The sequence below is a fragment of the Acidobacteriota bacterium genome, assembly GCA_028874215.1.
Classification (GTDB): domain Bacteria; phylum Acidobacteriota; class UBA6911; order RPQK01; family JAJDTT01; genus JAJDTT01.
In genome coordinates this window covers 1-14,425 of the sequence record JAPPLF010000031.1, presented here as the reverse complement: position 1 = coordinate 14,425, position 14,425 = coordinate 1, and the positions used below count along the sequence as shown (strand labels likewise).

Below are 14,425 nucleotides of genomic sequence, written 5' to 3'. Positions count from 1 at the left end.
ATCCCGAATGTGGATGAGAAGGTCCTGCAATTGGCGGCATCGACCTCCATATTCCAAAGCGTCTGGGTTAATCTTCTTGCCCAGGATCCCTCGTTCAACATCTGGAGGCGTTAGATGAACCGACTCGCCGTGCTGTCTTTATTCGCTGTGTCAACGGTCGTCGCCAGCGACCATCAACTGAAACCGGTCCGGATTGCCGTCCCGGTCGACGGGCACATTCACCCGGCGGCCTGCGTCACCCACTCGGGGACGATCGTCGTGACGTACGGGCGGGTGAATCACGTGGACCTGCGCATCACTCGATCCTCGGACGGAGGAAGGACTTGGTCCGAACCGGTTCCGTTCGTCCATACCGTCGACAAGACCTATTACCCGGGCTCGCTGACGACACTGAGCGACGGCCGCCTGGTGCATTGCTGGAACCGCTGGGATACGCCGGTCACTCAGAAGGAGCCACGGTCCGTCCTGTACTCGCTGTCAAGTGACGAAGGAGTCTCGTGGAGCGACCCGCAGCCGTTTCCGCGTGATCCGGAAGTCAGATCCGTCACGCGGCACCCCGTGACCGAACTGGAGTCAGGACAGTGGCTCGTTTCGTTGATCGACCGGACGTTCGTGTTTGATCCGGCCACTTCCAAGGCGACACCGTTCGGCGACGGCCGGGATCATGGGATGATCCCGATCGTGCAGACACCTCAAGGCACGTTCGTCAGCGGCGCCGGCCTCCGATCGACGGACCACGGCACGACGTGGACAACCATCGAAGGCTTTCCGGACATCAGCACGCAGGGCTGGCGGCACGAAATGGTCGTTCTGAAAAACGGCTGGCTGCTGGCCTCGGAGATTCTCGGGCCAGGCTTTGGCGGGGAGCGCATCCGCTACCGCATCTCGTACGACGACGGGCAGACCTGGGATGGAGTATTCGAGTACTACAATCCTGGCCGCGCCATCAACGGCCGGGCCTGTCCCCGAACGGTGCAGCTCGACGACAAGACGATCGGCGTGGTCTTCTACGATATCGACAAGGATCAGGAGGGAGGACCGGGCGTGTTCTTCCTGCGAATCCCGATCGCGAAGCTGGCCGCCCGGTAGGAGGGGGGACAGTCTTGTCCCCCTCTTCACTGGCGAGATAGGGAGAGACTACCTCTCTTCGTCTCGACTGTCCCTGCCGAGGGCCCATTCGCAGGTCTGATCGTTGACTCGAGACTAGGTTTTCAATCTGGACATCCACTTCACACCGAGATGATGAGTAGACCATCCAATCGCTCAAAATGCCGACGATTGTTGGTGAGTAGCGTGAGCCCGTAATTTATGGCGGTGGCACCTATCATTAGATCGAAGTCGCTGATAAGGGTTCCCGTCGCCCTCAAACGACTCCGTTCCCTGGCGAATGTGCGGCAAATATCTTCATCCAATGGCACGGCATGAATCCGGTCAAGTACGTGCCACAGAGCTATTTCGGTTGCTTCCGGATCGTAGGAGCCGAATACGCCCTCGTACAGTTCGGCGAGTTAGATAATGCTCAATCCGAGGCCGGCTGGTTCAAATTCCTGGAGACGGCTGATTACCTGAGCGCGGCCGTGCAGATGGTCGATGACCCAATCCGTGTCCACCAAATATCGCACGGATTTACAATTCCGGCTTTTGCCTGGAACCGGCAATCCGAGCTTCGTAGCTCTTCCGCTTGAACTGTTCCGGATCGTGCATTCCGATCCATCCGCCAGCCGAAGCGCCGAGCGAATTGATGGCGCTACCCGGGGATATGATCTCCCCTATGGACACGACTACTTCCTTGCCTTCTTCGAGGTCAAGGCTCTCTTGCGGAACGAACACACCCTTTGAATACTTCGCTTTGATCTTTCTCATTGTTACCGGTCTTTTCCATAAGTCCTTGATTTGAGACGTCTTAGCAATCTCGGAGTCGGGGACTCTGAATCCACCGTCTGCCAAGACGATACCAGAACGCCGCCAGACACGCCGAATTCCGGGGAGCGGATACCGACCCGGCACCTTCTTCGCACCAGTGGGAAAAGGCAACAGTCACCTTCTCCGCCATTGCCGATTGCGAATTCCCGCACGGGTCAAGGTGGCGTGGCCGGATACACGAGTTCGCCAGCCTTGTAGACGGCGGACACCGAGCGAGTATTGCGGATGTCCGACAGCGGATCCGCCGTGAGCACGACCAGGTCGGCCAGCTTTCCTGCTACGACGGTTCCGAGCTGATCCTCCAGACCCAGCCCCTCGGCGCCGTTTCGGGTCGCCATGACGATCACGTCGGTCTCGTCGATGCCCGCCTGGACCAGGAGCTCCAGTTCCCGATGCAGACTCACGCCCGGCGTTATCCAGGGCATTCCCACGTCGGTCCCTACAGTCAGCCTCACTCCCCCCTCGTGAAACATCCGCACGATCTGGAGTGCGACGGGGAATACGTCCTTGCCGGACGTGAAGGCCCGAAGGATTCCCATGGGGTTGGTGAAGACGAACGGGTTGCGATGCCGCCAGTCTGGACCCCATAGCGCCACGACCGAGGGCGGAGCCCGCTGAGGCTCGAGTCGCTCCAGAACCTTCGGATCGTCACCGAAATAGAGGCTCTCCATCACGACCAGCGTGGGGTCGACCGTCACGTCGTTGTCAACCAGGGCGGCGATCAGGGAGTTCATCAGCTCGCCGTCCAGCTCCACCAATTCAAGCCAACGGGCGTAGTATTCGGGGTAGGGCAGTGCCCTCAGTTGGGCCCGGTGCCTTTCGGGGACCAGCTCCCACGTCGGCCCTTCTCCGCCGCTGTGGACCAGGGAGTCGATTCCCAGCCGCGCCGCCTGGGTCCAGCTCGTTGCCCGGATGTGGCCGGCGACCTTCAGACCGAGCGCGTGAGCCTCCTCGATGGCGGCGGCCATCAGCTCCGGGGTCACGTCCCAGTACAACTTGACCATGTCGGCGCCCGCCGCAGCCTGTTGCCGAACCACGTCCCGCATCTCGTCCGGTGTCGCCACGGGCACCGTCCAGTCGAATCGGCTCGGAGACCCGTCGATGAAGGCGGCGCCGGTAAACATCCGCGGCCCGCGAACCCGCCCGGCCGCGATCTGGTCCCGGAGCTCGACGCCTGCGCTTTGCGCGGCGCCGGGGCTGCGTATCGTGGTCACTCCGAAATCGAGCAACGCCTCCACGGTCTCGATCCCAGCCTTGGGGTGAACATGGACATGCATATCGATGAATCCTGGAACCACATAGTGGCCCGAAACGTCTCGTCGCCGTGCCGAGTTGGGGAAACGGAAATCACCCGCGTTGCCGACCCTGAGGATTCGGTCGCCGGCCAACACGATAACGCTGTCCTCGCGCGGTTCGGCGCCGGATCCGTCAATCAGAGTGGCCCCTTCCAGGACGAAAAGCCCCTCGCCCACAAGCACCTCAGCCGGTTCACCGCACGCAGCACCAGCCAGGACAAGTGCGAGGGCGATTGGAATAAGTGGACTGCTCAGCGATCCGGCTGCTGCTGACATCGACGGCCTACCGTGGCGGCATTGGATCACATTTTTTCCAAGATGGCCGGCGTACTTCCGTTAGGGGGGAACATCCCCTCTTCACTTGAGCCTCGCGGAGAAAGGGGTAGTCCAATTCTCCCGGCCAGACAAGGATCTTGACTCCGGGATACTCATCAATGGTAACATATAAGAATCCATATAGTGATGATAGAGATCAGGGAGTCCCCGGTCTCCGAGGGGCCGTATTCAAAGTCGCTACCTCCTTGGTTCGTAACGACGGGAGACGTGAAAACCATGCCATTGACACGAGACTTCAAGGAAACGATTCAGGCGCGCATCAAAAGCGATCCGGTGTTCGGCGAAGAACTGCTCAAGGAAGGGATTGAGTGCTTCCTTTCGGGTGACGTGGATACCGGGAAGGCGGTGCTACGCGATTACATCAACGCCACGATCGGCTTTCAGGCGCTTGGCGGATTGACTGAGAAATCTCCCAAGAGCCTGATGCGGATGTTCGGTCCCAAAGGCAACCCCCAAGCCCGAAACCTGTTCCGAATCATCGGTTTCCTCCAGAAACAGGAGGGGTTGCGCCTGAAGGTGGACGTGATTCGCTAGCCGGGCCGGGAAAGGGACGGTCCACTTCTCCCGTACCCGTGACGTCAGGCTACCTCTTGTCGGTCAGCCGGCCGGCCAAGTACTTGTGGATAATGCTGGACAGCAGAGTCTGATAAGGGATCCCTTCCTCCCTGGCCCGCGAGTGAGCGAGCTTGAAGTCGCGCTCGGTCATCCGCAAATTCACTCGCTTGGTTTTGTTGAACGTATTTCGAGCCGCCTGACGGGCCTCCTCAACTTCGCGTTCGGCACCAGGAGCAGAGCGCAAGTCACCCCGCTCGAATCGGTCGAGAATGTCGCGCTCTTCGACGCTCAAATTGTCGCTCACCATGGCTGCCTCCTTCGGTAAGCCCTCGTCGCCTTTCGGCTGGGAATACTCCTCTCCAGAAAACGAGCGCCGTCAGCCCGCGTCACAAAATACAATAGGAGGGCGGACATTCCTGTCCCCCTCTTCACTTGTATACTCGACCGCACAGTTGAGCCGGGCGCCAACTTCGGCGCCCGCCGCACCGTCACGCAACCGAGGGGAAATCCATGCTCAAATTCGGATTGTTCGGAGTCGGCAGGATCGGCCGCATGCGCGCAAGAATCCTCGCGGCAAACCACCGTGTGGAACTGGCGGGGATCTACGATGTCGATGCTGACGCCGTCGCCTCCGCCGCAACCGAGACCGGATCCGTTTCCGTCGATTCCGTAGACGCCCTGCTCGGAGACCCCACCCTCGACGCCGTTTGCATCTCCTCCTCCACCAGCACCCACTGCGACCTGATCGAAGGCGCGGCGCGGACCGGCAAGGCGGTGTTCTGCGAAAAACCGATCCACCTGGACATGGAGCGCGCCGACGCCTGCGGGGCGGTTCTGGCTGAGACCGGCGTGCCGTTTCAGATCGGATTCAACCGGCGCTTCGACCCCAACCACGGCGAGGTGCACCGGGCTGCCCGCAACGGCGAGATCGGCCGTCTGGAGCAGGCCGTCATCAGCAGCCGGGATCCATACCCGCCGCCCCTGCGCTTTCTTCGGGGTTCCGGGGGAATATACCGGGACATGATGGTCCACGACTTCGACATGGCCCGCTTCCTGTTCAATGAGGAGCCGGTGGAGGTCACGGCCATGGGCAGCGTGCTCTTCGATGCGCGTTGCGAGGAATTCGGCGACGCGGACAGCGCCATGGTGGTGCTGCGGATGGCCTCGGGCGCTCTCTGCCACGTCAACTGCTCGCGCCATTGCTCCTTTGGCTACGACCAGCGGATCGAGCTGTTCGGAGAAGGCGGCATGCTGGTCTCCGCCAATCCCACCCGGACCAGCATCGAACGCTACACGGCAAGCGGGACCTCCGCCCGCGACCGCCTGCACCCTTTCTTCATCGAGCGGTACGAAGAAGCGTTCACCCGCGAAATCGACGCCTTTGTGGACGCCGTGGAGCAAGGCGTCAAGCCGTCTCCCGGCTTTGATGACGGGAGGCGCGCCCTGCGAGTTGCCGAGGCCGCAGAGGAATCAGCCAGGAGCGGCCGGACGGTCCGGGTGGGCGAATGAACCCACGTCCTGTTACTGCCAACTGTCAACTGAACAACAAAAACACCAGACCGCCGACAACGAGGCCGACGAGCGTGATCAGAAGCTTGATCACCTCCCACGACAAGAGCCCAAGGACCGCTCCCACGGCGACATTCGTAACGAGTCGAGTGTCGAGTTGGGACGTAAACCAGGTCCAGACTTGCCTCAATTTCCTTTTATCCATGTCTCCGCAGGGTTACTCCTTCCGGGTCACGACGGACCACAGGTAGAGAAGCATGCCCGCGACGACCAACCCCGCTCCCAACGTCAGGAACAGGAACAGGGAAACCGGGTGGTTCCAGACGAAGGTGCCAAGTTCCACCACAATCCCGGTGGCGATCAGCAATCCGGCGAGTTGCAGGCGGCCCGCGAATCCTGTCCGAAAACCCGGCGACCGAGTCCAGCTCATGGTTTCGCCTCCGGGTCCCAGCGCTCGAAGCGGTCCAGCTTCGTGACCTCGTGAATCAGGTTGTGGCACATGAGGCACGACTTGGTCCCGGAGATCAGATCGGGTCGAAATCGTGAGTGTGCCGGGTATTCCTCGAAGGACCTGGCTCCTTGGTGGCATTCCAGGCAGGCCCGGTTCTCATACGGTTCGTAGAGCTTCACCGGGTCGGACCACGAGCCCAAAACGCTGTGCCAGACATGTCTAGCGCCGCGGATCTTGTCGTCCACGTCTCCAAACATGGTGTAGCTCGTGTGGCAGGTGTAGCAGGCCTTGTCGGCGGGGATGAGCTTGTTCTGGAAGTGAGCGGCGGGAAGGAACCGGGGATGGTCGATGAGCAGGCTCTCCCCGTAGGGCTCGATAACGTGGCAGGAGAGGCAGAAATCGGTCGTCTTGGCCTGCTCGTAGTGCCGGTCGGCGCCGCCCAGGAGCAGGAGCCCCGGCAGCGCGAACAGGGCGACGAACGCGAGTATCCTGCCCCCGACGGCGTCGGTCCATTCGGGCCGGCGGGCGAATGCCGCGATCAAGGCGACGGTTGCGAGTCCCGCTAGGCTCAGGAGGATGACGTTGCCGGTCACTCGATTGGGGTCCTCATCGTCGACTGATGTTTGCCGCGCAGCTCCTGCGCCAGCGTCCTGATCTCGGTCAGATCCTGCAGCATCTCGCTCCACCCGTACCAGAGCGCATAGTCGGGATTGTTGTGGAACGTTCCCTGGAACGCGCGCATCCGGTGTTCCAGGTGCATCTTGAAGAGGCGCTGCTCAATGGTCGAGGGAGCGTCGTGGAAAGCCAGCAAGTCGGGGAAGTCGTAAGCGTAGTGGTCCGGTTTGTGCAAGATGCCGTCGCGGTAGAGGGAAGCGATGATGCGAATCGCCTCCGCCAGCAGCCGGTCGGTCTCCCGAATCATCTCGTCGCCCTTTTGCAGCTCCGCTTTCACCAGATTCGACGAGTGGCACTGCTCGCAGATCTGGATCATCCGGTCGCGTTCTTTCTGCCAGTCCTCCTGGGTCAGCCGGGCGACGTCGGCCTGCTTCACCACCTCCAGCCGGGCAGTCGGGTTGCCCTGCGGGTCCAGGACGCCGAGGGCCTGGAGGATGGTGGCTCGATCGGCCGCCCACTCCGGATCCTCCGGCATGGGGAGGCGCACGGCCAGGAAGCCCCACGCCGTCCTCACCCCATGATCCCCCTTGGGCATGTGGCACGTCTGGCAGGTGGGGGCCGACGCCTGTTCCGGCAGGGTTCCGGTCTGCTTGAGCATGTGCCGGACGCCGTGTTTGGACGAGGAGTACATCTCCCACTGAGGATGGTCGATTCCCATGTGGCAGGTCCGGCAGGCCTGGGGTTCCCGGGCCTCCTTGACCGAAAAGAGGTGCCGCGTGTGGCAGGTGTCACACGACGCCAGTCCGAACATGACGCCGTCCGCCTTCAGTTGCCGGATCTCTTCCTCGCTCTTGAGCCCGACGCGATGGCAGCCGCCGCAGCCCTTCATCCCTTCGGTCAGGGCCATGGGGAGCCAATGCGTCGTGGGCATGGCGTTCATGCTGGCCCAGGCCAGGGCGTGCTTGCCCCCTTGGAACTGCTCCGTCTGAATCGGATGGCAGGTGGCGCAGACATCGGGAGTCGCCGTCTTCACCAGCGCCACATCCTCCGCCGTCCGATGTTCGTCGCCATGGCAGAGGGAACAGTCCACCCCCGCGGGGTTGTGACTGCTCAACTCCCAGTCCGTGACGATGCCGGGAGTCACCTCGCGGTGGCACTCGACGCAATCCGAGGAGGCCTGTTTCGGCTTATCGCCGCCGCATGAAAGCAGGGCCAGAACGGCCAACGGCAGGAAAAAGAGGGTGCGGCGCAGTCCACCAGTCCCGGTCCGGCCGCGGAGCAACCGCCGTCGGGAGTCGAACAGCTCTCGAACGCAGAGTCCTGACACTCGATTCCCTTCGGAAGATAGTATCACTCTGCGAAAGGGGCGGCCGGACCGTCCGCACTCGAGCGCGCTCGAGCGCGAACGCGGCTGTCCCCTTCTCTCCGCATGTGTGCTTGAACCGGACCCGTCGTAGTGGTATATGACTTAGTCATACCAGGGAGGTGCGGATGACCGTCAAAACGACCCTCAGCTTTACGGATCGCCACCATCGATACCTGATGGAGAAGGTGGGCCAAGGCGTTTTTGGTACTCGCAGTGCTGCGGTGGCGGCGGCCATCGAACAAATGATGCGGGACGAGACCGAGCGAAACGTAGCGCTTTCGGCTCTGGCCCAAGAAATCCGCATGCGTATGCAGACACCACGTTCCGAGTACGTGGACCAGAAGCACGTCTTCTCAGCCGCTCGCGCCACGATTGGGACTGATCCGGAGAGGTGACGTACCGCATTCGATTCCATCCGCTGGTGGCCCGTGATCTTCGAGTCATCGCTCAGTGGGTCCTCGATTACGCAGGGCCTTTCGCGGCTGATCGGACGCTGACCACGATTGAACGGACCATCGAGGGTTTGGCACGAACTCCTCACACGGGATCCATCCGTAACGAAATAGCATGCGGTTTGCGGGCCATCCCCGCCGGGAGAAAAGCTGTCGTAGCGTTTTCGGTTGACGACAAAGCCTGCGAGGTGTTCATTCATGCCGTTACATATGCTGGGGCGGACTGGGTCGCTCGTATGCCGCAGAGGCAACACCAGAAGTAAGGAATCAGGAATCTTCGGGATTCCTCTCGTCCCCCTGACCAGTTTCGGAAAGACGCCTCCCAAAGTCGTCGAAGAGCGAGCGAGAACGTGACAGTCCCCGTATCTCTGCTAACGCTTGGTCCGCGATCGAAAAAACCGCTCACTTGGAAAAGGTAAACGCCTCACTTCGGGAAGGACCACTTGACCGGGATCTATTGGTTTCTCATCGATTATGCGGACTCAGTGACGAAGACCAACTGAGCACCCCGGATCCAGACCTCCATTCCGATTATCAATGCTCTGGCATGCACATCTTGTCTGGAACGAGCGTCGAACTGGTTGCGATACTCCCACTGTTGCGCATCGCGGATCTCATCGCGAGAATTAGTCCGTAGGCAATCAAACAGACGTTGGATACTTTCTTCGAGGGACGTGTCCGATTTTCGTTCGACTATATTGTCAAATATCTCACGCTGTTTAACACTGCGAAGTTTAAACAACTCAGAGCAGACATAGCAGTCTGTTTCATCGTAGACGATCCGATGGACATCTTTGTTTTCCGCCTGTGCTTGAATGCCGCGCATAATCTCAGATGGCCTAAGTATCAGTGATTCATAGAGCACACGACTAGCCAAGAAAGCCTGTTCATAGACTAACCAGTCGGAGAAACGTGGCGCGACGTAATAGACATGCGCATCGGCGTTTTCGGATTTCAACAAGTTCTTAAACTGGCGTGCCGAAATATCTATATCGAAGCGCCAAAATGGACTCGTCAACGGTGGGATGCTTTGGCAGTATTTGGAGCGACGAAACCGCTGAAGTTCTTGACCCAACTTAAACTGCAGCATGAGAATAAAACCAGGATCGTGAAAGCTTACATCAAATCCAAGCTCTGCTTCGTGCACCAGACTTGGAAGAAACGGTGTCACATGACATCCCGCTTGGAGGAGTAGGTTTTCCACCTCGCGAGTCACTCCGTATCCGTATGAGAATTCCGACAACCGTTCGTTCAGATTGATCATGCTACTGAGCCAAAGTCAACCATTCGACCTATAGGTAATCGGGAGGACGACATCCTGAATCGAAGGACCGAGAACGTGATTGTCTCCTTCGACCGTCCCCTTCCGAACAAATGCTGTCCATCCCCCGGCTACCGGAAAGCGTAGCGGATTCGGACGCCGACCCGCCGGGGAGAGAGCACGTTGGCGAAGTAGCGCCGGGACCGGAAGCCTTCCCCGGTCGTACCGATCAAAGCGGGTGTCTGGCGCACGCCGGTGACGGCGTATTCGTCCAGCAGGTTGTTGGCATAGAACTCCAGCGTCCAGTCGTTCTTCGCGATCGACACGGAAAGGTTGTGCAGATCGTAGGACGGCAGAGCCTCGCCGCCGGCGCGCAATCCGATGCGCGTGAGCACGTCCCCGGTATACGTGTAGCCGTACAGCAGCTCGACCACGCTGCTGCCCAACAGCCAGTTGTAGGAAGCCAGCAGGCTGCCCTGGTGGCGCGGCGCGCCCGACAGGCGGTCTCCCTTGAACGCGTCGGCGCCCCCTTCCAGCAGGCCGGGCGAGTCCTTGCTCAGTGCCGCGTGCGCATATGACCACGACCCGCGGAGGCGGAACGCCGTCGCCGGGCTGGCGGCCGCCGTGAGTTCGACGCCGCGGCTCACTGCGCCGCCGCCGTTCAACGTGATCGGCTGCGCGCTGAAGGGTGTCAGACCCGCTACTTGAATATCCTTCCAGTCGACGTGGAACAGCGTGCCGCTGGCCGCAAACCGGCCGTCGCGGCCCGAGTGGCGCAGGCCCACTTCGTAGTTGGTGGTCGTGTCCGGCCGGATCAGCGCCTGATTCTCGTAGATGCAACCGGACTGCGGTGGATCGTTCCCGGGATCCGCGTCGGTGAGCAGGGTGATCTCCTCGTCGGTGCAGATCCGGAAATTGTTGCCGCCGCCGATGCGGTATCCCTCGGAGCGGGTGAAGTAGGCGTTTGTCTCGTCGTCGAACCGGTAACTGATGCTGCCCTTCACCAATGTGCCGCGGTCGTGGGAATCAAAGGCGGTGAGCGGAGAGTTGTACATGGGCGTGTAGGGGAACTCGGTCGCGTTGCTGGTGTCGATGCCGTATCCGAACCAGCGGCCGCCGGCGGTCACACGCCAGCGGTCGCCCAGGTCGCGCGAGATCTCACCGAACAGCGCCCGCTCCTCCACCGCGCTGGTTCCGAAGTCGTAGTACTCGACAGGATCGGACACCGGGCTGCCCCCCAGGACAGGCGTGACACCGGAGAATTCCGTCAGGCCGGGAGCGAATTCGAAGCTGGTGGCGTCGAGGTCGTAGTTGTTGAAGAAGACGCCGCCGACCCAGCGCCAAGGGCCTTCTCCGGTGGAGACCACGCGAGTCTCCCAATTGAAACGATCCTCCCGGGAATCCTCGCGGGTATAGGCGGAAAAGGAGCGAAACTGCGCCGTCAGGTCGGTGGCCGAGACGCTGGGATCGATGGCCTGCGCCCGCGTCAGCGCCGGAAAATCGCCTGGTAGGAGCCCGACGATGCCGAACGCCTGGATCAACAGGTCGGTCTGGTCGCGCTGACCTTGCTGGGAGTAACGGGAATAGCCAATGGCGGTGGTCAACTCCACCGGGCCCGGCATCCAGCTCAGCTCCAGGCTCCCCAACCGGTTCTTACGGTCGTTCGGCTCCAGGTAGCGGTGCGCCGCGGTGTAGCGGCCGGTGTCGAACGACCGGGCGTGGTTGATCTGCCGCGCGCCGGCGTGCTGATCCTGCAGGTGATAGGCGAACAACGCCGACAGTTCCGGAGTGATTTCCCAGAGCAGCGAGAGCCGCGCCGAGTAGGTTTCCTCGGTGTTGGCGTCGGGCTCGCTCCGCAGGTTGGCCGCCACCGCGGCGGGGTCGGTCAGGTCCGGCTCCGGCTCGGAGACGCCGGGCGTGCGCAGCAGGTAGTCGTAGTCGATGAATCCGGGGTTGGCGTAACGGTCGACGGAGCCGCGCAGCGCCAGCTTCCGGGTCACCAGCGGCAGGTTGAAGGTGAAGCTGGCATCCGAGCCGGGTGAGCCGCTGTGCGCCAGTGCGAACCCGTCGCCGCGCAGCTCAAAACTGCGCCGCTCGGTGTCGGGGCGGCGCGGCAGGTAGCGCACGGCGCCTGCCAGCGTACCGGCGCCGTACAAGGTCCCCTGCGGCCCCAGCAGCACCTCCACCCGCTCGATGTCGTGCAGCCGAAGGTCGACCGCCAGGGGGATGTCGCCGAGGTAGGTCGCGACGCCGTTGTTGTAGTTGTTGCCGGCCTGCTCGGAGCCGTTCAGAGCGTCCGTGTGCAGGCCGCGCGCGATGACGACGTTGCTGCCGCGCGCGCCCTGGTCGACCACGGTCAGGCCGGGCATCCAGCGTGACAGCTCCGTCAGGTTGCCGATTCTCTGCCGCTCGATGTCGGCGCCGGTCGCCACAGAGATGCTCATCGGCACCTCCCGCAACGGCTCCTCCATGCGGGTCGCCGTTACCACCAGCGCGTCGTCGAAGGCGGCGAGCCGCAGCGTGATGACCGGCAGCTCCACCGGTTCGGTTCGGACGGCAACGCCGTCCACCGACTCGGCATCGAATCCGGGCAGGGAGGCGGTGACCGTGTAGGTTGCGGGATGGAGGCCCCTGAACACGAAGCGGCCGGTGTCGTCCGTCTGCGCCTCGCGGCGACCATCCGGGCCGCCCGTCAGCGTGACGCCCGCCCCGCGAAGCACTCCGCCGGTCGCATCGGCGACCACTCCCGCGATCTGTCCGGACTGAGCGGCAGCCGGCGGCGCCGCTGCGGCCATCGAAAACAATAGCCCAACGGCCGCCAGCCACTTCACCACACCGAGGCCCTCCCGGACCGGCCTCCCTTCCCCCGGCTGGCGGCATAGCCCACCACCAGCACCAGGACATGCCCGATCATCCCGATGGTCATGGGCATCCAGGGAAAGTTGTAGGCGCCCAGATCCAGCAACGGGCTCTGGCTGTTGGGCATCTCCACCCGGGTCAGGGCGGCCCAGAGCGTGAACAGGACGCAGGCGGCGAGACCGGAGTAGGCTCCCTTGGCCGTGGCCTTGGGGAAGAGCCATCCCAGGGCGAAGAGGCCCAGTTTTCCCCCCGAGACGACCAGAGCCAGGCCGAGCGAGTATTTCACCAGCGACTCGATGCCGATCCACTGCTGCGCCAGGAAAATGGACATCAGCCCGCCGGCCACCACCCCGGCCCGGCCCACCATGAGCTGGCGCCGCTGAGGCGCCCCGGGTCGCATCCGCCGATAGAAATTCTGCAACACCACCGCCGCGATGCTGTTGAGATCCGAGTCCATGCTGGACATGGCCGCCGCCAGCAGTCCCGCCAGGAGCAGTCCCAGCAACCCCGGCGGCAGCTCGGTCATGATGAAGTGGGGAATGATGTTGTCCTTGACCTCTGCGACCTGCGGGGGAAGCGCCGACGGGTCGGCCTGGTAGAAGGCCCAGAGCAGGCCTCCCAGGAACATGAACAGGAGCCAGATGGGGATGCAGGAGAGGATGCCCAACTGTGCGCTGCGGCGGGCCTCCCGGTCGCTTCGGGCCAGCAGGTACCTCTGCACCATGTTCTGGTCGGTCCCGAAGGCCTGCAGGAAGTGGAAGACCCCTCCCACGAACAGGAGCCAGAAGTTGTCCTCGATCAGGCTGGGTTCCCAGTTGCCCAGGCTGAACTTGCCCCCTTCCCAGGCGGTGGTGACGATCTGGCCGGCGTCCCCCCGCCCCAGAATCAGGGCGCAGCAGAGCACGCCTCCCCCCACCAGAAGGATCCCCTGCAGGAAATCGGTCCAGACCACGCCCTGAATGCCGCCCGCCAGGGTGTAGGCCACGGTCAGGAGGCCCACCACCAGGATCACCCACCACACGTCCCACCCGGTGACGAAGGCCAGGGCCAGCCCCAGGAAGTAGACGGTCAGGCTCATGTCCAGGACCCGGCTCAGGATGAAGGAGACGGAGGCATAAGCCTGGGCCGGATACCCGAAACGGGTTCCCAGGTACTCGTAGGGGCTCATTCGCAGCGTGCGGCGGTAGAAGACCACGAACCGCCCCAGGGTCAGAAGCACCACCAGCGGCAGGCCCAGGTGATAGGCGAAGGGCCACATGTCGCTGAAGAAGACGTTCCCGGGATGACCCACGAAGGTGGCGCTGCTCACCACCGTCCCCATGAGGGAGAAGCCCACCACCCAGCCGGGCAGGTTGCGTCCGGCCAGGAAGTAGTCCTCCGCCGATTTCTGGCGCCGGGAGAAGTGGAAGGCCAGGCCGCCGATAAACGCCAGGTAGACGACCAGGACCGTGATGTCGAGGGGGCTCATTCAGTGTCCAGGATGGATTGCGGGATCTCCCGAGTCAGACCCCGTCGTTGCGCGTTGCGACTGATGTCGAACATGATGTCGCTGAGTGACTTCTTCGAGGCTGTTGCATCACGCAAATGCAAGTTGATGAGCAAATCCAGTTTGCGACGCTCTTCGTCCGAAGCCGAACGGTAGATGCCGGCTACATCGGAATCGACGGATACGGTAATCTGCGCTGCCATTGCTCTTCCTCTCCGGTAGGCATCGGCGGCGCCAACGATAACACGACCGTATGGAGCGGCGGTTTCCCAACCGCCGAACTCCGGTGAAGCAAAGTGGCGACGAAGACCGGGCGA

15 protein-coding genes are annotated in these 14,425 nt (G+C 62.2%); 5 read left to right on the top strand and 10 right to left on the bottom strand.

Features of this window, described 5'->3' with window-relative positions; translation table 11 throughout:
* Positions 1-114: 114 nt before the first annotated feature.
* Positions 115-1,089: a sialidase family protein gene (locus OXT71_06155; protein ID MDE2925966.1), complete on the top strand. Its 975-nt coding sequence runs from the start codon at positions 115-117 to the stop codon at positions 1,087-1,089.
* 537 nt (positions 1,090-1,626) lie between these two features.
* Here the strand turns inward: OXT71_06155 and OXT71_06150 are convergent.
* Positions 1,627-1,863: an antitoxin family protein gene (locus OXT71_06150; GenBank protein MDE2925965.1), complete on the bottom strand. Its 237-nt coding sequence runs from the start codon at positions 1,861-1,863 to the stop codon at positions 1,627-1,629.
* A gap of 215 nt (positions 1,864-2,078) precedes the next feature.
* Positions 2,079-3,395, bottom strand: coding sequence for an amidohydrolase family protein (locus OXT71_06145; protein ID MDE2925964.1), 1,317 nt, complete (start codon positions 3,393-3,395; stop codon positions 2,079-2,081).
* A gap of 375 nt (positions 3,396-3,770) precedes the next feature.
* Here OXT71_06145 and OXT71_06140 point away from each other — a divergent pair, with 375 nt between their 5' ends.
* On the top strand, positions 3,771-4,088 hold the full coding sequence (locus tag OXT71_06140) for a transcriptional regulator (protein MDE2925963.1): 318 nt from the start codon (positions 3,771-3,773) through the stop codon (positions 4,086-4,088).
* Positions 4,089-4,137: 49 nt separating this feature from the next.
* Here OXT71_06140 and OXT71_06135 read toward each other — a convergent pair whose 3' ends face one another.
* Entirely contained in the window at positions 4,138-4,416 is a 279-nt protein-coding gene (locus OXT71_06135; GenBank protein MDE2925962.1) for an antitoxin, read from the bottom strand.
* Between the two features lie 203 nt (positions 4,417-4,619).
* Here OXT71_06135 and iolG point away from each other — a divergent pair, with 203 nt between their 5' ends.
* On the top strand, positions 4,620-5,618 hold the full coding sequence (gene iolG, locus OXT71_06130; GenBank protein ID MDE2925961.1) for an inositol 2-dehydrogenase: 999 nt from the start codon (positions 4,620-4,622) through the stop codon (positions 5,616-5,618).
* 217 nt (positions 5,619-5,835) lie between these two features.
* Here iolG and OXT71_06125 read toward each other — a convergent pair whose 3' ends face one another.
* From OXT71_06125 to OXT71_06115, 3 genes are read right to left on the bottom strand one after another with little or no spacing between them, the layout of a single operon-like run.
* Positions 5,836-6,048: a hypothetical protein gene (locus OXT71_06125; protein ID MDE2925960.1), complete on the bottom strand. Its 213-nt coding sequence runs from the start codon at positions 6,046-6,048 to the stop codon at positions 5,836-5,838.
* Positions 6,045-6,662, bottom strand: a complete 618-nt coding sequence (locus OXT71_06120) for a NapC/NirT family cytochrome c (GenBank protein ID MDE2925959.1) — start codon at positions 6,660-6,662, stop codon at positions 6,045-6,047. Before OXT71_06120 ends, OXT71_06125 begins: the two co-directional genes overlap by 4 nt.
* A complete protein-coding gene (locus tag OXT71_06115; GenBank protein ID MDE2925958.1) occupies positions 6,659-7,909 on the bottom strand; it encodes a multiheme c-type cytochrome in 1,251 nt (416 codons plus the stop codon). Before OXT71_06115 ends, OXT71_06120 begins: the two co-directional genes overlap by 4 nt.
* Before the next feature lie 266 nt (positions 7,910-8,175).
* Between OXT71_06115 and OXT71_06110 the strand changes: the two genes are divergently transcribed.
* Positions 8,176-8,445 (top strand): hypothetical protein, encoded by a 270-nt coding sequence (locus OXT71_06110; protein ID MDE2925957.1) that lies wholly within the window; start codon positions 8,176-8,178, stop codon positions 8,443-8,445.
* Entirely contained in the window at positions 8,442-8,765 is a 324-nt protein-coding gene (locus tag OXT71_06105) for a type II toxin-antitoxin system RelE/ParE family toxin (GenBank protein MDE2925956.1), read from the top strand. The genes OXT71_06110 and OXT71_06105 overlap by 4 nt, the downstream gene beginning before the upstream one ends.
* 209 nt (positions 8,766-8,974) lie before the next feature.
* Here the strand turns inward: OXT71_06105 and OXT71_06100 are convergent, their stop codons facing one another.
* From OXT71_06100 to OXT71_06085, 4 genes are all read right to left on the bottom strand, one after another.
* Positions 8,975-9,766, bottom strand: a complete 792-nt coding sequence (locus OXT71_06100) for a hypothetical protein (GenBank protein MDE2925955.1) — start codon at positions 9,764-9,766, stop codon at positions 8,975-8,977.
* 128 nt (positions 9,767-9,894) lie between these two features.
* Positions 9,895-12,507 (bottom strand): TonB-dependent receptor, encoded by a 2,613-nt coding sequence (locus tag OXT71_06095; GenBank protein MDE2925954.1) that lies wholly within the window; start codon positions 12,505-12,507, stop codon positions 9,895-9,897.
* Positions 12,508-12,590: 83 nt separating this feature from the next.
* Entirely contained in the window at positions 12,591-14,090 is a 1,500-nt protein-coding gene (locus OXT71_06090) for a sodium/solute symporter (protein ID MDE2925953.1), read from the bottom strand.
* On the bottom strand, positions 14,087-14,425 hold a 339-nt coding region (locus tag OXT71_06085), incomplete at its 5' end, for a hypothetical protein (protein MDE2925952.1). The genes OXT71_06085 and OXT71_06090, both read right to left, overlap by 4 nt.